The organism is Bradyrhizobium sp. SZCCHNR3119, assembly GCF_032487775.1.
In the GTDB taxonomy this organism is placed as follows: domain Bacteria; phylum Pseudomonadota; class Alphaproteobacteria; order Rhizobiales; family Xanthobacteraceae; genus Bradyrhizobium.
On record NZ_JAUEUV010000001.1, the window covers coordinates 4517019 to 4539354 of the forward strand.

The following is a 22336-nucleotide window of genomic DNA, read 5'->3' on the forward strand; positions in this document are numbered from 1 at the left end:
GCGACGCAGTCACGGTCCTCCGGCTCACACGTGAGGGCCGAGCATTGCGATGTAGAAGAGATCCTCGGCCGACAGCTGCGCTGGCATGCCCGGATGTCTCGCGGTCTGCCGCCCTTGCGGGCCGTGCGTCGGAATGAGGCGATAGATCCAGTGACCGAACCACGAGACGTAGCGCACGAGGACCTCCACGCAAGCTTCGGCATCCCGTTTGGATAGCACGAGGCTGCTGCCGTCGAACATAGCCAAATCCGCGCTCGCGCAAGTTTGGCAGGATCATGCCTGCTGGAGTGCGTCCTCAGCTGATTCATTTTGCGTCACGCGCGTTGCGCATCGGTTCGCTTCCGCTGTCTCCTCGGCACGATCCGCGCCTGTCGGCTGCAGCCGCTCCCGCCAATGCGTCCTGAAGGCCAGCCACGACGCGGTGTCCTGGAAGGCGACTTCGGCGAACCATTCGACGGTGAGCGCGCCGCTGGGCCACAAGCGTTCCTGGTCGTGCCAGCAGACGACGGGCCAGCGCGGATTGCGGTAGGCGCGGCCCGAGGCGTCGTGCAGCGACGGGCGGCCGAGGTGATCGATGAGCCAATTCATCACCTCGGGCAGGAAGGTCGCGGCGAAGGAGACGCCGTGGCGACCGATCCGCTGCGGCATCCGCATCACGCGCTGGTCGATGATCGCAAACGCCGGCGGCACCGCGCCGGAGTTGAATTGCCGGATCATCAGCAGGCGGAAGCCGGACTCGCCCAGTTCAGCAGGCTCGGCCTGAATGGCGCTCGGTTGCAGCGGAGCCGTCATGTTCATACCAGTGCTCCCTTTGCCTGCCTGAGCATGTCATCGGATGTCAGCAGCGCGCCGTCGCGCACGACGATCGCGTCGAACTCCCGCATGAAAGCCGCACACACGGCCAGCGCGGCCGCTTCCTCGCGCGGATCGCCGCCCCATTTGCAGGAGATCGCCACGTCGCGGTCGCCGATCGCGCTCTGCAGCGCGGGCGTTGCTGCAAGCTCGGCGGCCGCGTCCTTGAATCGCAGGTCGAAGCCGGCGTCCTCGCCGTCGAGCGTGCAGGGCAGATAGCCGGCCGTTTCGAACGGGGCATAAGCATCGTCGAGCATCAACGCGAATGGCAGGCGATCGATCGCCTGCTGCAGCGCCTTGCGCGCCGGAACGTCAGCGCGTTTCAGATAGGCCGTCAGTGCACGCGCCATCGCATTCCTCCCTCGCGATCTGCACGCTGCCTTCCACAGTGCGCAAACCACCCCAGCGCGGAACCGGACATTGGCCGACATCCGACGCACGACATTCGACAAACCGGTGAATACGGCCGGTTGTATCGTGCAAATCAAATTTCGTGCCAGTTAGTGGATGCTGCGGCCGTGCTCGGTCTGGTCGTCCACGCTCGCGGCGAATTGGGCAATCGCGCTGGATTGGTGATGGACCATGCGCCAGGCTCCGTCGACGCGCCGGAAATAATTGGTGGCTGCGAGCGGCGCACCGTCGACGAGTTCGATGCAGACGACGCGGCCGTGGTCGCCATCGACGATCGCATAGGGGTCCGCGCAGACGATTTGCGGCCGCGCGGCATTCTTCAGGATCTCGCGCCAGCTGCCGATCACGCCGGCGCGGCCGACGATCGCCGGCCAGCCCGGGTGAATGCAGGAGATCGTCTCCTGATCGGACCAGACCGCGGCGAGCGCGACAAAGTCGCCGGCCGCGAAGGCTACGTAGAAGGCCGCATTGGCGGCGATGATCTCGCTGGCGTCGCTCATATCCATGGCCTGGGCCAAGGTGGTGCGGAAATCAAGCAGCAATTGGACGGACGCGCGCCCGTCGGGCATTGCGCGAATCTTGCAAGGCCGTCCTTGCAACGCATCATGCGAGGTCTTGACCATGCTCGAAACGGCCATTGTCGGGGGTGGATTGTGCGGATTGGCACTGGCGCGCAGCCTGCAGCAAAGGGGAACGACGTTCGCGTTGTTCGAAGCCCGACACAGGCTTGGCGGACGGATCCTGTCGGTCGCGGCCGGCTCCGGGCTGGCGCTCGACCTCGGCCCGACCTGGTTCTGGCCGGAGACGCAGCCGCTGCTCACGAGCCTGATCGGCGAACTCGGGCTGGTCCATTTCCCTCAGCATGATGACGGCACGGTGCTGCACCTGACCGACGCCGACAAGGCGGCCCAGCAGATCAGCGGGCCGCCAATCCATCAGGGCGCGCAGCGGGTGCAGGGCGGCATGGCCAGCCTGGTCGCCGCGCTGGCGCGCGAGCTGCCGCAGGAGCAAATCCATCTCGGCTATGAGCTGACGCGCATCGTCGATTGCGCGACCCACGTCCGGCTCGTCTTCGCGACCGCGACCGAGTCCGTCGCCATCGATGCCAAGCGGGCAGTCCTGGCCGTGCCGCCGCGTCTCTTGGCCGACCGCGTCAGCTTTTCGCCGGAGCTCGACGAGGCGACGTCGGAGGCGATGCACAATGCCGCGACCTGGATGGCGGCGCAGGCCAAGGTACTGATTGCCTATGACCGCGCACATTGGCGCGACAAGGGCCATTCCGGCAACGCGTTCGTCAGCCATGAACAGGCGGTGGTCGGCGAGATCTTCGACGCCTGCGATGCCGACGGAGCCAAGGCCGCGCTCGGAGGCTTCCTGGCATTCTCACCGGAGCTGCGCGAGACCTTCACAGTCGGGCTTCCGATGCTGATGGCGAGCCAGATGGTGCAGCTGTTCGGATCGGCACTCGACGATGGTGAGCAGCATTATCAGGACTGGGCGAGCGAGCGCTTCACCTGCAGCGCTGCTGACCGTTCCGATCCGCCTGGCGAGCACATCGAGATCGCCAATCCGATGCTGCGCAGGGCGCTGTGGGACGGCCGGCTGCATCTCGGCTCCGCCGAGACCGCAAGTCACGCGGCCGGCTATCTCGAGGGCGCAGTCAACGCCGCCAGGCGGATCGAGCGTGCGCTGGCGCGGAGCAACTCCGCGACGGAAGGCAGCACGGCGCGCCCGCAGATCGCGATCGATTCCGGTTTGTCAGGCAATGCCGCAAGTCTGGCCTGGTTCGCCTCCTGGGTGATCGCGCAGCGCGATCCTGCTTTCGATGATTACCGGCAACGGCTCACGCGCAGCCTCGCCGCGCAGCAGCGCGAGCAGCTGACGCAGCTGGCTGTTCTGGGCGTCATGGAATCCGTATTCGCCGCTGCACTCAAGGTGCTGGAGGCGCTGAGCTTCGACATGCGCGACGTCGCGGTCGAGCGTGGCCGGTCCGCCCTGACGCCGGAGGTGCAGAAGCCGTTCCGCGACTTCATGCAGTCGCTGCTCGACGATGCCGTCGCCTTCAATCGTACCTCCTGCGCGCTGTCGAACTTCCCGCACGAGCACAAGCCCTCGAAGGACTACGTGCAGGCCATTCTGCGCGACATCGCCGCCGCCTGGCAGGAATTCTCGCTCGCGGCCAATCGGTTGCTGCTGATGAAGGCGGAGGCGGCGGCGCGCCAGCCGAGCGGCGTAGCGTCGTGAGCATGACCCGAACTGACAGGTATGATGTCGCATGAAGCTGCAGATCGAACGGCCCTTCATCGAAACGATGGCCGCGGCGTTTCCGCATCTTGCACCGCTCAAGGAGCAATTGCGGTTCGGGGACAAGGTCGAGGTCGACTTTGCGCAGCTTGCGAGCGCTGAAGTCGACGCGCTGCGCGCGTCCTATCAGCAGGCCGGACCCGAGTTCCACGCCCGCGCCGCCCATCTCGCGACCCTGCAACGCGCCCTCGCCGATACCGGAACGCGCTTCGCAGAGAATGAGCTCGAATCCGTGTTGCCGGCGATCGCCCGCTATCTGATCGCGGACGCGATCCGCGGCTGGATGTTCACCGCCAATGTCGCGAGCCGGCCGCTGCCCTATGTGGTCACTCGGCTCGACTATACGGCGCCATCGAACGACGAGGCGGGCCGCGTCTTTATCGAGCTGAAGGCGAACGCCAAGGGCGCGATCACGACCGCCACGTTGCGGATTTCCGCCGGCGACATCGTCGGCAGGACGGTTGCGGAGATCTTCGCCGCCAAGGGCTTCCTGAAGGAAACGCCCGAGCTGATTGCGGCCTATGACGAGACCACCGAGAGCTATTTCGCTTGGCGCGGCCGCTACGGCGCGCAATTTTCCGGCCGCGGCACCGGCTTCTTCGCCGACGATCCGAACTCGTCGCATCGCGACATCGACTGGTCGCGCAAGGACGTGATCGTGCTGTCGTCCGGCGGCGGCGCGGCGCGGCTGGTCAACGACGAAGGCATTCTGACGGAGCGGGCCCTGACCTTGGAAGTCACCGGAGACATCCTCGGGCAATATCTGCGGAAAGCGGCCAAGAGCAACATCTATGAAGCCGAGGAGGAGGTCGAGCAATCCCGCGCCGCGATTCCGAAGGGCCTGTTCTGCCGCATTCCGGTGCATCCCTACATGCTCATGTTCCATCTCGAACTGCACCACTACATCTGGGTGCACGCCGATGACATGGAGCCTTATGCCTACCAGCCCGACCTGAAGCAGAAGCTGGTGCTTCCGGAGGAGCAGACCGACCTGATCGACATCCTCACGGCCGAGATGGATCTGCTGATGGACGACATCGTCGCCGGCAAATCCGGAGGCACCACGGTGCTGTGTGCGGGCCCGCCCGGCGTCGGTAAGACGCTGACGGCGGAAGTCTATGCCGAGATCATCGGCCGGCCGCTGTACCGGGTGCATTCCGGGCAGCTCGGTCTCAACGTCGCCGCGATGGAGAATGCGCTGAAGGAGGCGCTGACCCGTGCGCAGCGCTGGGGCGCGGTGATGCTGATCGACGAGGCCGACGTCTACATCAAGCGCCGCGAGGACGACATGACCATGAACGCGGTCGTCGGCGTGTTCCTGCGCGTGCTCGAATATTTCAATGGGCTTCTGTTCCTGACCACCAACCGCATCGACGACATCGACGAGGCCATCGTGTCGCGCTGCATCGCGCTGATCAAGTTCACCTCCCCGGACGCCGAGGCGCGCCGCCGCATCTGGCAGGTCATGAGCGAGCAGTTCGGCCTCAAGGTCGAGATCGCGCTGGTCGATGTCCTGGTCGAGACGTTTCCGGGCGCTTCCGGGCGCGACATCAAGGGCCTGGCGAAACTGGTCGCCAAATATTGCCACCACAAAGGCGTTCGGCCGACGATCGAGGTGTTCCGGCGCTGCGCGATCTTCCGCGGCATCGATCTCGGCGACGACGTGGCGCTTGCGGCGGAGTAGGCGCGGTCTACACGGCCTGCCCGAGCGTGGCCGGATTGTAGCCCTCCTCGCGTAGGACTTGCTGAACGACGGGGCGCGCGAGCATCCGCTTGTAATGCGCGGCGAGGTTTGCGGGCAGGGTAATGCCGGTCTTGTCGGCCCAGAATTCGACATAGAACAGGATCGGATCGGCGACGGTGAAGGCGTCGCCCAGATAGGGGCGCTCATCGAGCATCTTGTTCAAGACCGCAAAGCCCTTGATCACGATATTGCGGCCGAGTGCTCGCACCGATTCCTGATCGGCTTCATTGCGGCTGAAGGTAGGGGTGGCGAAGATGCGTGCGAAGCCATGGCCGTGCACCGTGCCGGCGATGTAGCTCATGGCCTCGATCAGCCGGGTTTCGGTCTCGACATCGGCAGGCCAAAGCTTGCCGCACCGTCGCGTCCGCCCGAGCCAATAGGCGATCGCGGGGACCTCGGTGAGCACGCTGCCGTCATCGCGAACCAGAGCGGGGATCGTCGATTTCGGATTGATCGCGACATAGTCCGGCTTGAAATTGTCGCCGGCAGGCAGGTTGACGATGTAGGCCTCGAACACCTCTTCCAGCTCTTCGAGGATGATGTGGATGCCGGTCGAGCACGAGCCCGGCGTCATGTAGAATTTCATGATGGCCATCATTGTCCCCATACCGGATGGCGCACCGGCGCGCCCACCCGGCATGCTTCATGCAAGGATCGGTGCAGTTGTCTCTGTCGTGAGGATTGTGAGAGGGCGAGCCATGACACCCCGCGAACCGGATGTCTTCGTTATTTGTTCCGCGAGGAGCATCGCGCCCGGTGACGCCAAGGCCTTCAGCCTGTCGCGCATCGGCGACAATGGTGAGGCGCGGCCGTTCCCGATCGTGATCGTCCATACGGCCGCTGGTGGCTTCGTCGGTTACGTCAATTCCTGCCCGCATGAGGGCAAGTGGCTCAACATCGGCAGCGGCCAGTTCTTCAATGACGACCGTAGCCTGCTGAAATGCGGCCGCCACGGCGCGACGTTCGAGATCGAGAGCGGCGCCGCTATCGACGGTCCGTGCAAGGGGGAGAGTCTCGAGCCCATCGCGCTTGCAGTGGTGGACGGTGATGTCTGCCTGTGCGGCGTCACGCTGGTCGAGGACGACGGAATTCCGGATCCGTTCGAGGAGCTGGACGATACCATGGAAATCATGATCCATCCGGATTAGTCAACCATTGATGCTGCTGTTGTGGGGCGCCCTTCGAGACGCCGCGCTTTGCGCGGCTCCTCGGGCAAGGTCTTGAATTGGCGGCATGCTAGATCCGTAGGATGGGCAAAGCGAAGCGTGCCCAGCGTAAGCAGCAAACAGATCATTGGCGGGCACGGCGCATTCGCGCCTTTGCCCGCCCTACGCATCTCCAGGTCATGGCGCGCGATATCGACGGTCCCAACTCCGCTAAAACCCGTCCTCCTTCTTTCCCCATGGGTGGCTGCCTGGAACCAGCGGGGCCTTGATGCCGGCCTTCTCGACGTCGGCGACCGTCTTGAAATAGGTGGCTTCGTGCACCAGGGTCCCGGTCTTGGTCGTGATTGCGACATAGCGCGCGACCATATCCGTCTCGCAGAGATACCCCCCGCCCGGATCGGCGGTGCTGCGCAGATTGCCGTCCCAATCCACGAAAAAGCCTGCGGGCTCCGACATTCACCTTATCTCCTATCTTGGGCTGAGCTCAGGGCTCGCTATCATCGGACACGAGGCTGCTGAACGCCGCCGCGACGATCGCTTGGCAGTTCAGCAGCCGTTGATATTCGGCCTTGCCGACCACGACGGTGTCAGCCGGTTCGTCCGTGGTTGGCGTTGCCGCCTGCACCGCCTCGAACAGCGCCTTTTCCAGCTGATAGATTCGTTCGCTGGCGCGCTCGAGATACGGCACCGGGTTGGCCCGCACGTTGGCTTCGTGCAGCGCGTTGAGGCTCAAGAGCTTGCGGAAGCGCCGCTCGGTCTGGCGCAGCTTGAGGCCGAAATCGTGTTCGATGATGCTCATGCGCTCGCCTCGCGCAGGGGGGCAGCGCCTGCTTGCCTCGCGCGGCGCAGCAGCTGCAGGCATTCGAGCGAGGCGGCCATATCGAGTGCCGTGAAACCATCGAGCGTCTCGGTGCCGGTGGCGGCGCCCTTGGCCAACAGGTGTGCGACCACGCCGGCCTTGCCGGATGATGATGCATACATCAGCGCGGTCGCGCCATTGTCGTTGCGGTTGTCGATATCGATGCCCGCCTCGACCAACACATCGATGGCGTCGAGATGGCTGCCGACGCAGGCGAGCCACAACGCGTTGTTGCCGTCGGCATTGGTCGCTGCGATCGCGGCGCCTGCCGCGAGCAGTTCGCGCGTCATGGCCACGTCGCCGAGATGCGCCGCCTTCATCAGCGGCGTCGTGCGGTTGGCGATGGTCGCGTTCACGTCCTGCCCGGGGAAGCCATGGTCTGCGAGCCAGCGCGCCAGCGGCTCGCTGATAGTCACTGCGCGGCCGGCAGGGCTTTGCAGCCGCCAGGCCTCGAAGCCGCCATCGAGGCTGTAGACCTCGGTAAAGCCGAGGTCGGAGAAGGTCTGGGCATATTCCTGGCTGGCGTTGCCGTGATAGCAGTAGATCAGGACGGGTGTGCGCTTAGCCGTCGTTGTGATCAACTCCGACAGGTTGCGCTGGGTGAGATGCTGTGCGCCGTCGATGTGGGCCTGTGCGAATGAGGCCGCATCGCGGACGTCGAAGCGCAGCACGTCGCCGCGCTGCAAGAGCTCCGCTGCGAACCCGACGTCGATGCGTTGAAAGGGAATGCGCGGTCTCATGACAGAACTCCCGCTTCGTTGCGCATGCGGCCGGGATAGGCGGCGAGCGTTGTGATGCGACTGTCGGTCAAGGGCTGGCCGACGGTGAAGTGATAGATCGTCTGGAATTCTTGCGTCGTGATGCCCAGCATCTCGTGCACGGAATCGTCGAAGAAGCAGCCGATGCCGGTGCCGCGCAGGCCCGCCGCTTCGGCCTGCAGATACAGCACCTGGCCGAGCAGCCCGGCTTCCCAATGCAGTTGGCGGTAGCGCCAGGGATTGGCGCGCACGAGGCCTTCGAACTCGGCGAGCATGGCCAGCGCAAAGCAGCTGTCGCCGGCGATCGCCTGGTGGCAGCTTGCGGTGCGGATCACGCCGCGGCAGTCGGTCGGCAGCAGCCGGAACAGCGGAAGATGCGCGGGAGCGCCGTCGACGCGCCGCCAGTCGAAATCGGCGCGTAGCGCTCGGCGCAGCGCATGCTCGGCATCGGCACGCCTCGGCAGCGCATAGACGCCAGGCGCGACGCCCTCGACCCGATGCACGAATAGGATCGGATGCAGCCGGGGCGTGAAGCGCCAGAGATCCCACGGCAGCGTCGGCCGTGGCAGCAGCGCATCGAGGAGGTGATAGAACTGATCGCCGCGCATGGTGAACCTGGCATCGAAGCGCTGTGCGCTGCGGCGCCCGAGGATGATCTCGGCCGCACGTGCGTCCGACGTAGTGTGGAGAGGCGGGCAGGGCGGCGAGGCCTCGGCGTCGCCGTGACCTTCGCCTGTCGTCGCTGCACTGACCTCCGTGATCACCGGCCAGCGATAAAGCGGATGGGGATCGAGCCGGTTGGCTTGCCCACTCCACTGGTCCGCCGCCGCGTGAGCCTCGGGCGCGGCAGGCGGAGCACCAGCCGCATCACGCGGCTCGATCGCGAGCAACAACTCGGCATCTTCCGCTTCGACGCCGGAAAAATCCGAAGCGCGATCGAGTCCCATCGATGCAGCCAGCGCTCGACTGTCGGCATCTTCGACCACACGGCTGCGCCAGCCCAGCGCCGCGGCGGCGTAGGCGATGGCGCCGAGCGCGTGGCCGACGTCGAGCTGGCAATAGCGGAAGGCGCGCTCGCCGTATTTCCAGGCTTCGCGCCAATGGATCGACGAGAGGCCAAGCCAGAGGCGTGACGGTCCTTGCGATGGCGCCGTGCGTCTGCAGCGCTGCTCGAGTACGTGATCGCGGCTCACATAGTGATGGAGTCCGTCAGCGAGACCGCCGACGTTCTCCGCGATGACATAGGCCTCGGTCGGATGCAGATTGCCGCTGGAGGGATTGCAGCGCAGCGCCCAGCGATCGGGGGCGAACTCTTTCCAGGCAGCCAGCCCGAACGAGAGTTCGAGCAGCAAAGCGATGTTGTCGATCGTGAGCGGCGCAGATGGCGTGCCCGCCTCATGGAGCTGCGCGAACGTGGTCGCCAGCCGATCCGAGGTCAGCGGCAGCGCGATGCGTGCGGCGTCGGCGAACTCGCGGAATGGATTGGGCTGTGCGTCCCAATCCAACGTCTCGGGGCCGGCGGCATAGGCTTTGAGGCTATGCTTGGTGCGGACGTGATAGCTCAAGGTGAGCTCGGCGTCCGTCGCAGGCCTTGGAGCAATGGAAGTCGGCACGCAATATTCCTCTCGCAGAGCGGGCGCGCACAGCGCCCGCTCACGGTTGGTGGCCGTAGTCCGGCCGTCTCCGATGTAGCAAGTTCTATTCCCGATTCCGCCGAGGGCCATGGGGCAGAACGGGAGCGCGAATCCGTCTGCGGGCGGGATCAGGATTGTTCGATTCCGGACAGAGCTATGCGCTCTGTCCGATTCAGAACATCGTAATCTTCATTGCGTCACGACAGGCTCGGAGCGTTCCCGCAATGTCAGGGCTTCGACCTTGGCCTTGATCGAGAGCCATGTCCGGTGCGCTTCCAGCTTGTGGCCGATCTTGAAGCTCGATGCCATCTGGTCCGCAAAGGCGGCGCCATCGCTGCCATATTGCTCGGCGATGATCCAGGCGGTCCGCCAATGATCGGCCTCGGAGGTCACAACAGCGCTCCCGTGTCCGGCCTTGTTACAAATCCAACACCAGCGTGTCGCCCTTCGCGCGCGAGACGCAAGGCAGGAAATAGCCCTGCGCGCGTTGCTCGGACGACAGCCGCTTGTCGCGATGATCGATCTCGCCTTCCAGCACCTTGGTCTTGCAGGTGCCGCACATGCCTTGCTCGCACGAGGTCTGGATCTTGACGCCGCTTTCTTCCAGGAAGGCCGTAACTGTCTTGTCGCCGGGGATCTTGAAGGTCGCGCCGGTCGAGGCGATCTTGACCTCGAACACCTTGTCGAGCAGGGCCGCCGCTGCCTTGGCGGTGAAACGCTCGACATGGATGCGCTCCTCGGCGAAGCCCTTCTGCTTGGCGAGCGCGATGATGGGATCCTGCCACCAATCCACCCCGCAGATGAACAGCTGCGTATCCTCGGGGCGATCTGCGAGCACGGTCGTGGGCTTCAGGAGCTGGTTGTCCTCGCTGGATTCCTTGTAAAACGTGGTGTTCTCGGCGAAGGACGACGCTTCGATGGTGCTGCGGAACGAATCCGGCGACATCAGCGCGAATACATAATGCAGCTCGAACGGGATGTTCTTCGCCTTCAAAGCGTCGGCAATGCTGAGCATCGGCGTCACGCCGATGCCGCGGGCAAGCAGCAACGCGCGCGTCGTGGTTTTCGGCACCTTCAGACGGTTGCGCGGACGGCTGACCTGTAGCTTGTCGCCTTCCTGGATGTCGAGATGCAGCGCCTTGGAGCCGCCGCGGCTGTTGGCATCCTTCCACACGCCGATGCAGTAGCGGTTGCGCTCGGATGAGCTATTCCAGAGCGAGTATTGCCGGATCAGCCCGTTCGGCAGGGTGACGTCGATATGGCTGCCCGGGGTGAACCCCGGCAGCGGCTGATCGTCTGCAGGGACCAGTTCGAACGAGGCCATGTTGTAGGCTTCGATGGCCTTCCTGGCCACGACGACTGTGTGCAGGGCGTCTGTCATTGCTCCACTCCATCAAACCAACCTGCTGATGAGGCGATGCAAGGAGGGGGCCAAGCGGAGGACGATTGGAGAGCGAGCCGCGACGCGCGTCGAGACCGCCTTGAGATTGGGCAGAGGAGCGGATCAGCTGGTCCGACGTATCGGGGGCAACTGCTCAGCGCAACGCTGCGCGCTGCAGGGTCAAGGTCGCCGAGAGACCTTCGGGCTGCCAATCATAGCTGATCGTTCCGCCCAGGCTGGTGATCGTGGCCTGGAGCAGGCGCATGCCGAAGCCGGTCGATGCGGGTTCACCGACCGCGGGGCCGCCGGTCTCGTTCCAGACCACGCGAACGAGATGATCGTCCGCGGACCAGTCGATGGATATCTTCCCGCTGTCCTGGCTCAAAGCCCCGTACTTCACGGCGTTCGTCGCCATCTCGTGGAAGATCAATGCGAGGTCGTTGATGGCGCGCTCGCCGACCACGAGCGTCGGCCCATGCGGCACGGGCGTCTCGTTGTGATAGGGCAGCAGGATGCGCTGGATGAGTTCATCGAAGGTGACGCCTTGGGCTTGATCATCTCCGAAGGATCGCCGCACCAGCGCATTGGCAACCGACAGCGCGCGAAAGCGCCCCGACAGATTGGTCTCGAGCTCATCCTTGGTGCTGGCGGCCCGCGCGGTCATGCGGACCAGTCCCTCTGCGATCGCGAAGAAATTCTTGACCCGATGGCTCATCTCGTGTGTGAGCATTTCCTGCTTTGCAAGCGCGGCCTGTAGCCGCTGCTCGCCTTGCACCATGCGCAGCGCCAGACCTGCGAAAGCCGCCAGCTCCGTCATGATGCGGGCATGGCCTTGGTGGAAGTGCCCAGGGGTCTCCGATACGATCCAGAGAGTGCCGATCTGAGCGCCGTTTTCGATCTTGAGCGGAACCAGCAGGACTTCCGGGACGGTGATGTCGGCATCCCGGATCCAATCATAGGCCAGCTCCGGCCGCGCCATCAGGATCGGACCGCCGACATCGAGGCAGACGCCGCACGGGCTGAAATTGCGCGGCGTCGTGGCCCCTTCGAACACGGCCAGCGTACCCGATAGGCCGAACCAGCGGAATTGATCTGTATCCTCTTCCAGAATGCTGATCCCGGCGGATTGCGCTGCGCAGATGTCCCTGGCGAGTTCGACCAGATGGGTCATCACGGCATCCGGCGGCCCGGACATATGCCGTGCCAGTTCGTGGACGGCCAACTTCTCGCGCAGGTAATCTGGAGGCGGCGAGACGCGGTTCGCCAGCTCGTCGGTGATGAACACGCGAGCCACTGCTTCTGGCAGCGGAGAGTGAGAAGCCACGCGGCATACCCCCGTTATGCTGCGATTATGGCAGCTATTTCTCGCGGGGGCCACCCGGAAGAGGAGAACTGTCTTGCCGGATCCGCGCGACACTGGACCGCAGAAGGCCACAAGAGCCGGTCTCGGTAATTGAATGTGTGGAATGGTAATGAGTTATGGCAATGCCGGTCGTTATCCTCAAGGTCGCGGCGTGCTTTTGTCGAACCATGTCCTGGTCCACAGATCGTCAATGGTGCTCTCTATGCAAAGTTCCGAAAGCTTCCTCCCGCCCAGCACCCCGCCGAGCGCGATACGCCCGATGACCGAGCGTGACGTGCCGGAGCTGCTTCGGCTCATGCATGCGATCGTCAGCTTCGAGCGCGGTCAGGATTTCAATCTTACCGAAGCGGAGTTGCTTCGCCGCGGCTTCGGGGAGCGGCCCGAATTCGGCGCTTATGTCGCGGATGCAGGCGGAGGGGCTCTCGCGGGCATGGCGGTGCACTACGAGATCCCGTTCATGCATACGCTGCGACCGCTGCTGATGCTGAAGTGGCTCTACGTCGATCCGCAGTGGCGAGGCGCTCGCGTCGGCCAAAGGCTGCTGCGGCAGATGGCGAGGCACGCCCGCGCGACGGGGCATGAGCGCTTCTGCTGGTTCGTGCTGAACGACAACGCAGCTGCTCAGTCGTTCTATCGCGGCCTCGGCGCGACCGAGGACCCGGAGTGGCGACGCTGGATCATGCCGGCCGAAGCTGTGAGCCGGCTGGCGGAAGGCGTGGAATGACGGCCAGCATGAAATGAAAGAGGCGCCGGCGCGGGCGCCTCAGTCGCTGTGATGATTGCGCTGCTAAAGCTTAGAAACGATCGGTCAGCGCCATGCCGGGGTCGCTCACCGACGCGCGGCCGGTCTCCACATGGCCGGCGACGCGACGATAGAAGCTATCGTCGGTTTCGCAGGTGATGACGAAGTCATACCACAAGCCGGTCTTGCGCAGATTCCAGTACAGTTCCTTGGGACGGCCGTGGACTTCGACTTCCCACGAAGTGCCGGGACCGCCGAGGCCGGGGCCGGGGAAGAAGACCGGCTGACCGAAGCCGAAGCCGGGCGCGCGGAAGTCCGGCGCCCACCGGAAACCAGGCACCTGGCCGAAGCCCACAGGATGGAAGTCGGGACGCGGACCGAAGCCCGGGCACATCGGCTGATCCGCGGCGGCGACCGAAGCGCGGACGCCGAGCAGCGGCCCATAGATCGCGTTGGACTTCACCGTGAACTCCACCTCGCCGTGGCTGTGGCCGTCGTTGCGGAATTGCACGTGCAGACCACCGTCGTGGACGTTGTAGCCGACGAAGATCTCGGGGTTCGGCGCGTTCTTCTGCGCGACCTTGCTGAGGTCGCCCTTGAACTGGCGATGGAAGCCGTTGGGGCCGAGCACCCAGAGATCATAGAGGCCGTCGGCGCCCACCGTCCATTCGTCGTTCAGCATCTTGCCCGCCTCGACCGTGTAGCGGCGCGGGATCAGATCGAGGTGCAGCTTGTCGTAGACGTGGAACACGGCGCCTGCAAAGCCGGTGTTGGCGAACAGCAGCTTGACTTTGTTGTTGCCGGCATCGACCTGCGCGGTGGCGTGCAGGATGTAGGGCAGCGCGCGGGAATAACGCACGCCGGTCTCCTGGAACAGCGGCTGCGGCGTCGCCGGCGCGACGGGGGCCGGCAGCGTCTTCTGATGCGCATCCGAAGCTTGCCAGTTGCTCTGGTCGGGCAGCTCCGGGAAGCTCGGATCGTTCGGGCTCGCGAAATCGAAGGCGGAGGTGAGATCGCCAGAGATGGCGCGGTGCCAGGGGCTGATGGCGTCGACCTTGATGCCGAAGCGCTGCTCGAGGAAACGTCCGATCGAGGTGTGGTCGAACACCTGCGAGTTGACCCAACCCCCCTTGCTCCACGGCGACACCACATACATCGGCACGCGCGCGGAGAGACCCCACGGCCGGATGTTGCCGCTGATGGTGTCGGCGCTGTTCAGGACGTTGCCGACGGTGTTGGAGAAATACTCGCCATCGAGCGGCAGCGTGGCCTTGCCCATCAGGTTGTTGTTGATGTCATAGGACGGCACCGCCGGCGCGGGCAGGTGATCGAAGAAGCCGTCATTCTCGTCGAAGGTGAGGAAGAAGACGGTCTGGCTCCAGACCTCGGGGTTGGCGGTCAGGGCTTCCAGCACCTGGTCGGTGAAATTGCCGGCGCGCGTCGGGCTGCCGCCGCCGGGATGTTCGGAGTTGGCCTGCGTCGGCAGGATCCACGAGACCTGCGGCAGGGTGCCGGCCATCACGTCGGCCTTCAGCCGGTCCAGATAGTCCGGGCCGCCGGTCAGGCCGTGGACGTAGTTGGGATCGCCGGGCTGGGCATGGCGGAAGCTGGAGAACGCCAGACAGCCGTGCATGGCGCCGGTCCAATTGTCGTTCATGTCCTGATAGATGTGCCAGCTGACGCCGGCCTTGTTCAGCAGGTCGGGAAGGGTGTCCCAGGCGAAGTCGCTGCCGACATATTTGTAGTTCGGCTGGGGCTGCGGCAGGCCGTCCACCCAGGTGTGAGGGTTGGGCCAGCAGCGCAGGTTGTTGGGCTCGGAATCGTTGGTCGTGCAGTTGATGCCCTGCGCGCGCAGCGCCGGATTGAAGTTGGAGCCCGACCAGAACACGATCCGGTTGGGGTCGGTGCCGGTGGTGACGGAGGCGTGATAGGCGTCGCACAGCGTGAACGCCTCGGCGAGCGCAAACTGGAACGGGATGTCGTCGCGGCCGAAATAGCCCATCGCGTAGGGAGTCTTGTACTTGGGCCAGTAGCCCATCTTGCCTTGATTCCACGCGGGCTGGCTGTCGCCGAAGGAGTGCGGGGTGCCGTAGCCCACCAGCGCGTTCGAGGTCGAGGAATCGCGGTGATAGGGCGGGATCTCACGGGTGCCGTCGGACTGGAACCACACCGGCTTGCCGCTTTCGAGCGGGATCGGGAAGCGATCGCCGAAACCGCGCACGCCGCGCATCGTACCGAAATAGTGGTCGAACGAGCGGTTCTCCTGCATCAGGATCACGATGTGCTTGACGTCCATGATGGTGCCGGTCCGGCGCCGCGCCGGAATGGCCAGCGCCTGGCGGATGCTGGCAAAGGCAGCCGCCGCGGTGGCGCCCGCCAGAAAATTACGACGTGTAGTCATCCTGTATCGCCCTTCCCTGGGTTGAAACGGTTCGAAACGACGGATCGCGGTGTGCGCGCGTGTGGCGCACTGCGCGTCAGCGGGACGGGGCGTAGCAGCGGGAGTTGACGTGGGTGTGAATTTTTTATTTCTATGAGAATTTGCTATGAGATTTTCTCAGTATCGGGTATTCATAGGGAATTCGCAGGGTGGCAGGAGGAATAGAATGATCGCATCCGTGCGCGACCGGCCGGTGACATCGTCAGACAGGAGAGCGAGCCTTCGCGCGCGGACCGGAGCACAGCGCAGGTCGCGCCGGACACATCCGGCAAACAAGCAGCCATTGACATCACAACCGGCACTGCACTTCGCTCCGGATGATCTACCAAACGGATTCTCACGTGGTACGCGGGGGCGCGGGTGACACTTCCGACCTTGAATGCAGGACCGTCCGTGAACGGTGTCCTCTCCCGCGTGCGTGAATTGCAGACCGACCTTCCGCCGAAGGCGAGGCAGATCGCCGAGCTGATCATCGCGCAGTCCGAATCCTTCATCCACATGTCGATCACCGACGTCGCCGAGACATGTGGCGTCAGCGAAGGCACCATCGTCTCCTTTTGTCGTCGGGTCGGTGTACGCGGGTTTCAGGAGCTGAAGATCCTGCTGGCGCGGGATCTGATCGAGCCGGTGCGCCTGATCCAAGAGGATCTGCATCGTGGTGACGATCCGGCCACCGTCACCGACCACATCTTTGCCGCGCATGCCGCGTCGCTGCATGAGACGCGCCGCCTGCTCTCGATGGAATCCTTGGCGAAGGCGGCGAGCCTGCTGAGGGAAGCGCAGCGGATCGAAATCTACGGCATCGGAAGCTCGGCGCCGATTGCGCAGGATCTCTCCTACCGCCTGCTGCAACTCGGCCTTGCCGCGAGCGCCGTCGTCGATTCCCACGTTCAGGCGGTCAGTGCCGGGATGACCGGCCCGGCCATCACCACGGTCACCGTGTCTCACTCGGGCAGTACGGTCGAGACCGTGCTGGCGACGCGGCTGGCGCGCGAGGCGGGTGCCCGCACCATCGGCATCACGCGGCTCGGCAAGTCGCCGCTCGCCGCGCATTGCGACGTTCTGCTCTATACGGTCGCCAACGAAACCCGATATCGGCCGGAGGCCATGAGCAGCCGAGTCGCGCAGCTCGCCATCATCGACACCCTGGTCAGCTGCTGCGCCCTGACCGACACCGAGCGCTCCGTCGACCGGCTGCAGCACGCCGCGCGGATTCTGTCCGAGAAGCGGTTTTGAACGGCTGCAGCCGCTCCGATCAGTTCTGTGCGACCGCTGTTTTGTCGAGCGCCGCGCGCACGGCTCGCGCCAGTTTCTGCGCGTCGTCATTGGCCCAGAAATGGATGAAGAACATGCGCGGCTGCTCGTCCAGCATATGGCTGTGGATCGCGGTCACCTCGATATCGCCCTCGCGCAAGCTGCGGATCAGCGGATTGACCTCGTCGCCCGTCACCAGGAAGTCGCCGGTGATGGCCGCCTTGCCGTTGCCGGTCGGCTGAAAATTGATGCCGTTGGCGCCGCCCATCGCCGCGCTGACCGTCATGCCGCCCTCGGTGGCCGCTTGCCGGCGCGGGATGCCGAACTGGTAGACGCCGCCGACCGCCTTGCCTTTGGCGTGCATGGTCTCGTCGAGCTTTGCGGTGTCGAGATCAAGCGCCGGTGCGGCGCTGGCCGTCGTGGCCGGCGGCTCGAACGGGGTCTTGCTTCCGGTCGACAGCGCCTCGCGGATCGCCGCCGCCATCTTCTCGGGATCGCCGTGGCCGGCGACATGCATGTAGAACGTGGCGGGCGAGGATCGCAGCAGGTGGTTGTGGATGGCCGTGATGTCCAATCCGCTGCCGAGGAGCTTGGTCATGACGGGCGTGATCTCGGTATCGAGCAGAACGACATCGCCCATCACCATCGCTTCACCATGCATCGGTGCGAAGGCGACCCAGCCACCGAGCGCGAGAGCCGGTTTGATCTCGACGCCATCGAGGGTGACGTGCAGGTCGGATCGCGGCAGCCCGTAACGGTGGACCTCTCCGCTGACGCTGGCGCTCTTCCCGAGGGCTGCATCCACCTTCTTCCAATCGATCGACTGAGCGGCGGCGCCGGGCAGAAGCGCGGCAACGGCCAAAGCGGCGATCATTCTCGTTATCGTCATCATGTTTCACTCCCGATCCTTGTCAGCCCCTTTCGTCAGATGACACCCGCGAAGCGGAGCAGGATGCCGGTGATGCATGAAGCGGCGAGGACGACGAGCATCCCCGCGTTGAAGCGGAAGATCGCAATTGCGGCCGCGACCGAAAGCGCGAGCGCCGGCAGGTCGACGCTGCGTAGCACCGGCGCATCGAAGGCCAGACCGAAGCTCTGGATCGCAACGGTCTGCCGGAACAGCGTATGCAGCGCGAACCATATCGAGAGGTTCAGGATCACCCCGACCACCGCGGCCGTGATCGCCGACAGCGCGCCTGCGAGCGCCTTGTTGCCGCGCAAGGCTTCGATGTAGGGCGCGCCGACGAAGATCCAGAGAAAGCACGGCGTGAAGGTGACCCAGGTCGCGAGCAGGCCGCCGAGCGTGCCGGCGAGGATCGGTGACAATCCGCTGGCTTCGCGCAGCGCTGCCATGAAGCCCACGAACTGGACCACCATGATCAGCGGACCGGGCGTGGTCTCCGCCATGCCCAGGCCGTCGAGCATCTCGCGCGGCTGGACCCAATGATAGTATTCGGCGGCCTGCTGCGCGACGTAGGCGAGAACCGCGTAGGCGCCGCCGAACGTCACCAGCGCCATCTTGCTGAAGAAGATCGCGATCTGGCTGAACACGTCGTTGGGCCCGAGGCCGATGAGGAGCGCGAACACCGGAATGAGCCAGAGCGCGAGCCACACGGCCCCGACGCGCAGCGTCCTGGCCGGATTCGGCCTGATGTGATCGGGCACGGCTTCGCCGAGCATGCTGTCGATCGCGGCGGAGCTCTTCCCGCCGTGCTCGACGGGCGCGAACTCCGTCCTGCCGAGCCGCGCGCCGGCAAAGCCGATGGCGGCAGCGGCGATGACGATCACCGGAAATGGCGCAGCGAAGAAGAAGATGGCGACGAAAGCGATCGCCGCGAGGCCGATCATCACCGGGTTGCGCAGCGCCCGCTTGCCGACGCGCACCACTGCCTGGATGACGATGGCGAGCACCGCCGCCTTGAGCCCGAAGAAGAGAGCTTCGACGAAACCGACATTGCCATAGGCCGCATAGATGTAGCTCAGGCCCATGATCGCGAAGATGCCGGGCAGGATGAACAGGCCGCCCGCCACGATGCCGCCGACGGTCCGATGCAGCAGCCAGCCGATATAGGTGGCGAGCTGCTGCGCCTCCGGACCGGGCAGCAGCATGCAGTAGTTGAGCGCATGCAGGAAACGCGCTTCCGAAATCCAGTTCTTCTCTTCGACCAGGATCCGGTGCATCACGGCGATCTGACCGGCCGGCCCGCCGAAGCTGAGGATCGCTACGCGAATCCAGACCACGAGCGCTTCGGTGAAGGCGATCCCGTGAGCTTGGGCCTGCGGGGCGGCCTTTCGGTTTGCCGCGACATCGGTCATGGCATCGCCTTGTTGGTCGGCCAGTTGTGCGTCTCCTTGGTCGCGTCTCGGCACCAGCGATAGAACGCATCATAGAGGAGCAGGCCGGCATTCAGCTGCGCGAGATCGTCGTCGAACATCCGGGAGAGCCCGAGCGAGGCGGCGAGCAGCCCCGGCGCTTCCGGACAGAGCTCGAGCCGCGCAGTGTCCGCCGCGCGGACTATGGTGGCGAGACGTTCAAGGGCTGGCGTCGTCAGGCCGAATTCCTTCACCATGATATCGAAGGTGCAGAGCCCGCCGCGATGGCTCCAGAACACGTTCTCGATGTCGAAGGGCGTCGCCTCGAAGCGCTCGGCAACGGCAGCGACCTCGGACGAGGCCACGAACAGGAAGACGGCGGCAGGGTCGACGAAGCGCCGGATCAGCCAGGGGCATGCGATGCGATCGATCTTGGGGCGCGCGCGTGTGACCCAGACGGTGCGGCCGTGCTCGTCCCGTTTGGGAATCTTTGCGATCGGGACGGTCGGGTGCTCGGCCTGGACCCAGCCGGCATGGCCGCCTTCCAGGATCTCGGCGGCGACGCCCGCGTAGCGCAGCCATGCGGCTGTGCCCTCGCTGAGCTTTTGGCCCCTCTCGCAGATGACGACGACGGAGTGCCCAGCAAGGCTTGGAGCCCACGATTGAACGTCGAGGTGCGAGTGCCGGCTCGCACCCGGGATCAGCCGCGGGTGTGCAGCAAAATCCTCGTCGGTGCGGACATCGATCAGCGCCGGCGCGTTGGACGTGCCGATCAGCCGGGACAGTTTTTCCGATGAGATGGAGGTATATGAAGTAGACATGCTGCGCCCTTTCAAAAATCAGGACGCGATACTTGGGCATGTCGCCTCGCGGGGAGATCGCAATCCCCGTGGGCCTCATCAAATCGCCTTCGGCCGTCACTGTCAATGCAGTCCGGGCCGATGACGATGTCTTGAGGGATGCGGTTCCACACGACAGGAGCCGCGGATTGAAACCGCCTGCTTCACATAGGTGAAGCGACGTCCATCACCGTCGGACAGGTGCGCGAACGATGATGGGTTCGCTTTCACCATCGGGCGCGAAGATAAAGCTGCGCCCGTCTGCTGAGCTCTTGCTGGCGCTTCCCGCGTTTCAAATGCGCCGTGCTCGGTGTTCCGGCTGCCTGGAGCGCCGACGCAAGCCGATCACTTGGTTCCGTGGATGAAGGCTTCCATCTCTTCCGGCGTGAGCTTGCCGTCCTTGTTGGTGTCCATGGCCTTGAAGATTCGTTCGTGAGCTGCCTGGAACTCCTGCAGCGAGAGGGTGCCGTCGCTGTCGGTGTCCATCAGGGCAAACATCACCCGCATGATGAGAGGTCGTGCCATCGCGCCGCGCCCCATCATGCCGCGCCCCATCATCTGTCCCATCATGCCGCCGCCCATCATGCTTCCGGGCCCCATCATCCCTCCGCCGTCCTGGCCCATGGCGGGCGATTGCGTTTGCTGACCCGGTGGGGGTGTCGTCTGGCTCTGGGCCAAGGCGCCGGCGGTGCCGCACGCCAGTATGAGAGCAGATGTCGTCAGTCCGAGGATGTGCCGGTACATTGAAGCCTCCCTCAAAGGGTGATCACGGTCCGATAATTCCATCCAAGTGGGATTGATCCTATCACGTTCCGTCAAGCGGCGCTCTGGGGTCATCGGCGATCGAGCGCTCCGCGTCCGATTTTCGGCCGCCGCGCCACACAAGTCGCCCAGTCCATCTGCATTCGGGGCGTCTGCCAACGCCTTTCGTAGGAAGACTGCCGTTAGAGGTCGAAATTCGTGGGCATCATCACGACATCGCGAATGGTCATGCCGCGCGGCCGCGTCAGCATGAACATCACGACCTCGGCGACTTCGCCGGCCTCGAGCAGGCTTCCCTGGTCCTTCGCTTCCCGCAGCTTCTCGGCCGGCCAGTCCGCGAGCAGGGCGGTGATGACGGGACCGGGCGAGATCGAGCCGACGCGAATGCCGTGCTTGAAGACCTGGCGCCGGACCGTCTGGACGAAGCAGTTGATGGCCCATTTGGACGAAGCATAGACCGGCTCCCAGGGCGTCGGAAAATGCGCCGCCAGCGAGCTTGTGACGATGATGTCGCCGGTCCGGCGCGCGATCATATGCGGCAGCACGTCGTGCACGTTCTTCATCACGACGTTGACGTTCAGGTTCAGCATCCGGTCGATCGCCGCGCTGTCGGCATCGACCAGGTCGCCGCCGACATAGGTTCCGGCATTGGCATGAAAGATGTCGAGCTGACCGGCCTTCTCCAGGACTCTCGGCAGCAGCGTCGCGCAATCCTTCGCGTCGAGCAGGTCGATGACGAGCGGGATCGCCGCATCGCCATGCTTGGCGCACAGCGCGCTCAGCGCCGCTTCGTCGCGGTCGATCATCACCACGCGCGCGCCTGCAGCCAACATCGCCTCGGTACTGGCCAGCCCGATGCCCGAGGCAGCCCCGGTCACGGCGGCAACCTTGCCTTCCAGTTCTCTCGCCATACGTTTCCGTCCCTTTCCGGTCATCAATAGACCTTGTGCAGTATAGCAGCACCGCAAGGCGCTGTCGGGAGCCGCACTGCCGGCGTCTTGGATGCGGTCGGGCGATGTCTCGCAACAGGCACGTAACCTTTTGGCGCGTGCAGCGAACCACTGAGCAGGCGTGCCGATGGCCGCCAGATCACCTGCATATCCGCAGGCTGAACCCGGAAAATGGAGGAACACGCATGTCCAATCGCACGCTGTCCGCACTCATCGTCAGCGCATTTGCGGTCGCCGCCGGCACGCTCGCCGTCACGTCCGCTTCCGCCGAGATGATGCCCAAGGGCGACATGGAAAAGATGATGAAGGCCAAGCAGGCCGAGACCATGAAGGCGATGAAGGACGGCAAGATGGAGAAGTGCTTCGGCGTTGCGCTCAAGGGACAGAACGACTGTTTTGCCGGGGCTGGCACGACGTGCGCGGGAACGAGCACGGCGGACTATCAGGGCAATGCGTTCAAGCTCGAGCCGAAAGGTACCTGTACGACGATGCAGACGCCGAAGGGGCCGGGAAGCCTCGCCCCGAAGGCCTGAGACGCAGCGGGCGGGCTGTGCGCGGCCCGCC

General features: G+C 64.7%; 24 protein-coding genes. 6 read left to right on the forward strand and 18 right to left on the reverse strand.

Features of this window, described 5'->3' with window-relative positions; all coding sequences use genetic code 11:
• Positions 1–24: 24 nt before the first annotated feature.
• The 4 genes from QX034_RS20780 to QX034_RS20795 all read right to left on the reverse strand — a co-directional run bounded on the left by QX034_RS20780 (position 25) and on the right by QX034_RS20795 (position 1763).
• The gene (locus QX034_RS20780; protein ID WP_315700657.1) at positions 25–177 is read right to left on the reverse strand and encodes a hypothetical protein; all 153 of its coding nucleotides are present in this window, start codon (positions 175–177) and stop codon (positions 25–27) included.
• A gap of 96 nt (positions 178–273) precedes the next feature.
• Positions 274–792 (reverse strand): hypothetical protein, encoded by a 519-nt coding sequence (locus QX034_RS20785; protein ID WP_316195752.1) that lies wholly within the window; start codon positions 790–792, stop codon positions 274–276.
• Between the two features lie 2 nt (positions 793–794).
• Positions 795–1202, reverse strand: coding sequence for a hypothetical protein (locus QX034_RS20790; RefSeq protein WP_315700655.1), 408 nt, complete (start codon positions 1200–1202; stop codon positions 795–797).
• A 150-nt stretch (positions 1203–1352) separates the two neighbouring features.
• Complete coding sequence (locus tag QX034_RS20795) at positions 1353–1763, reverse strand: nuclear transport factor 2 family protein (RefSeq protein ID WP_315703064.1); 411 nt, start codon at positions 1761–1763, stop codon at positions 1353–1355.
• A 121-nt stretch (positions 1764–1884) separates the two neighbouring features.
• Between QX034_RS20795 and QX034_RS20800 the strand changes: the two genes are divergently transcribed.
• Both QX034_RS20800 and QX034_RS20805 read left to right on the forward strand, forming a co-directional pair.
• On the forward strand, positions 1885–3507 hold the full coding sequence (locus QX034_RS20800) for a flavin monoamine oxidase family protein (protein WP_315700654.1): 1623 nt from the start codon (positions 1885–1887) through the stop codon (positions 3505–3507).
• Between the two features lie 31 nt (positions 3508–3538).
• The gene (locus QX034_RS20805; RefSeq protein ID WP_315700653.1) at positions 3539–5251 is read left to right on the forward strand and encodes an ATP-binding protein; all 1713 of its coding nucleotides are present in this window, start codon (positions 3539–3541) and stop codon (positions 5249–5251) included.
• 7 nt (positions 5252–5258) lie between these two features.
• On the opposite strand, the gene QX034_RS20810 is transcribed toward QX034_RS20805, so the two are convergent.
• Positions 5259–5897, reverse strand: a complete 639-nt coding sequence (locus QX034_RS20810; RefSeq protein WP_315703063.1) for a glutathione S-transferase family protein — start codon at positions 5895–5897, stop codon at positions 5259–5261.
• 112 nt (positions 5898–6009) lie between these two features.
• On the opposite strand from QX034_RS20810, the gene QX034_RS20815 reads away from it, so the two are divergent.
• Positions 6010–6459, forward strand: coding sequence for a Rieske (2Fe-2S) protein (locus tag QX034_RS20815; protein ID WP_315700652.1), 450 nt, complete (start codon positions 6010–6012; stop codon positions 6457–6459).
• A gap of 228 nt (positions 6460–6687) precedes the next feature.
• Here the strand turns inward: QX034_RS20815 and QX034_RS20820 are convergent, their stop codons facing one another.
• The 7 genes from QX034_RS20820 to QX034_RS20850 all read right to left on the reverse strand — a co-directional run bounded on the left by QX034_RS20820 (position 6688) and on the right by QX034_RS20850 (position 12394).
• On the reverse strand, positions 6688–6933 hold the full coding sequence (locus tag QX034_RS20820; RefSeq protein ID WP_315700651.1) for a hypothetical protein: 246 nt from the start codon (positions 6931–6933) through the stop codon (positions 6688–6690).
• A gap of 28 nt (positions 6934–6961) precedes the next feature.
• Positions 6962–7276 carry a hypothetical protein gene (locus QX034_RS20825; RefSeq protein ID WP_315700650.1) on the reverse strand — a complete coding sequence of 105 codons (315 nt, stop codon included), beginning with the start codon at positions 7274–7276 and terminating at the stop codon, positions 6962–6964.
• Positions 7273–8007 carry an ankyrin repeat domain-containing protein gene (locus QX034_RS20830; protein ID WP_315703062.1) on the reverse strand — a complete coding sequence of 245 codons (735 nt, stop codon included), beginning with the start codon at positions 8005–8007 and terminating at the stop codon, positions 7273–7275. The genes QX034_RS20825 and QX034_RS20830 overlap by 4 nt, the downstream gene beginning before the upstream one ends.
• 65 nt (positions 8008–8072) lie before the next feature.
• Positions 8073–9707, reverse strand: a complete 1635-nt coding sequence (locus QX034_RS20835; RefSeq protein ID WP_315700649.1) for a SagB/ThcOx family dehydrogenase — start codon at positions 9705–9707, stop codon at positions 8073–8075.
• Between the two features lie 210 nt (positions 9708–9917).
• Complete coding sequence (locus tag QX034_RS20840; protein ID WP_315700648.1) at positions 9918–10121, reverse strand: hypothetical protein; 204 nt, start codon at positions 10119–10121, stop codon at positions 9918–9920.
• Between the two features lie 25 nt (positions 10122–10146).
• On the reverse strand, positions 10147–11109 hold the full coding sequence (locus QX034_RS20845) for a PDR/VanB family oxidoreductase (RefSeq protein ID WP_315700647.1): 963 nt from the start codon (positions 11107–11109) through the stop codon (positions 10147–10149).
• Positions 11110–11263: 154 nt separating this feature from the next.
• Positions 11264–12394 carry a sensor histidine kinase gene (locus QX034_RS20850; RefSeq protein ID WP_315700646.1) on the reverse strand — a complete coding sequence of 377 codons (1131 nt, stop codon included), beginning with the start codon at positions 12392–12394 and terminating at the stop codon, positions 11264–11266.
• Positions 12395–12731: 337 nt separating this feature from the next.
• On the opposite strand from QX034_RS20850, the gene QX034_RS20855 reads away from it, so the two are divergent.
• Entirely contained in the window at positions 12732–13196 is a 465-nt protein-coding gene (locus tag QX034_RS20855) for a GNAT family N-acetyltransferase (RefSeq protein ID WP_315700645.1), read from the forward strand.
• Positions 13197–13266: 70 nt separating this feature from the next.
• Here the strand turns inward: QX034_RS20855 and QX034_RS20860 are convergent, their stop codons facing one another.
• Positions 13267–15615, reverse strand: coding sequence for a phosphocholine-specific phospholipase C (locus QX034_RS20860; protein ID WP_315700644.1), 2349 nt, complete (start codon positions 15613–15615; stop codon positions 13267–13269).
• A 432-nt stretch (positions 15616–16047) separates the two neighbouring features.
• Between QX034_RS20860 and QX034_RS20865 the strand changes: the two genes are divergently transcribed.
• Positions 16048–16890, forward strand: coding sequence for a MurR/RpiR family transcriptional regulator (locus QX034_RS20865; RefSeq protein WP_315700643.1), 843 nt, complete (start codon positions 16048–16050; stop codon positions 16888–16890).
• Between the two features lie 19 nt (positions 16891–16909).
• Here QX034_RS20865 and QX034_RS20870 read toward each other — a convergent pair whose 3' ends face one another.
• From QX034_RS20870 to QX034_RS20890, 5 genes are all read right to left on the reverse strand, one after another.
• Complete coding sequence (locus tag QX034_RS20870; RefSeq protein WP_315806214.1) at positions 16910–17782, reverse strand: DUF1259 domain-containing protein; 873 nt, start codon at positions 17780–17782, stop codon at positions 16910–16912.
• 50 nt (positions 17783–17832) lie between these two features.
• Entirely contained in the window at positions 17833–19224 is a 1392-nt protein-coding gene (chrA, locus tag QX034_RS20875; protein ID WP_315700641.1) for a chromate efflux transporter, read from the reverse strand.
• Entirely contained in the window at positions 19221–20042 is an 822-nt protein-coding gene (locus QX034_RS20880; protein ID WP_315700640.1) for a sulfurtransferase/chromate resistance protein, read from the reverse strand. Before QX034_RS20880 ends, chrA begins: the two co-directional genes overlap by 4 nt.
• Positions 20043–20405: 363 nt before the next feature.
• The gene (locus QX034_RS20885) at positions 20406–20804 is read right to left on the reverse strand and encodes an EF-hand domain-containing protein (protein WP_315700639.1); all 399 of its coding nucleotides are present in this window, start codon (positions 20802–20804) and stop codon (positions 20406–20408) included.
• Positions 20805–21004: 200 nt separating this feature from the next.
• Positions 21005–21733 (reverse strand): SDR family oxidoreductase, encoded by a 729-nt coding sequence (locus QX034_RS20890; RefSeq protein ID WP_315700638.1) that lies wholly within the window; start codon positions 21731–21733, stop codon positions 21005–21007.
• A gap of 224 nt (positions 21734–21957) precedes the next feature.
• Between QX034_RS20890 and QX034_RS20895 the strand changes: the two genes are divergently transcribed.
• Positions 21958–22305: a DUF2282 domain-containing protein gene (locus tag QX034_RS20895; RefSeq protein ID WP_315700637.1), complete on the forward strand. Its 348-nt coding sequence runs from the start codon at positions 21958–21960 to the stop codon at positions 22303–22305.
• Positions 22306–22336 lie beyond the last annotated feature (31 nt).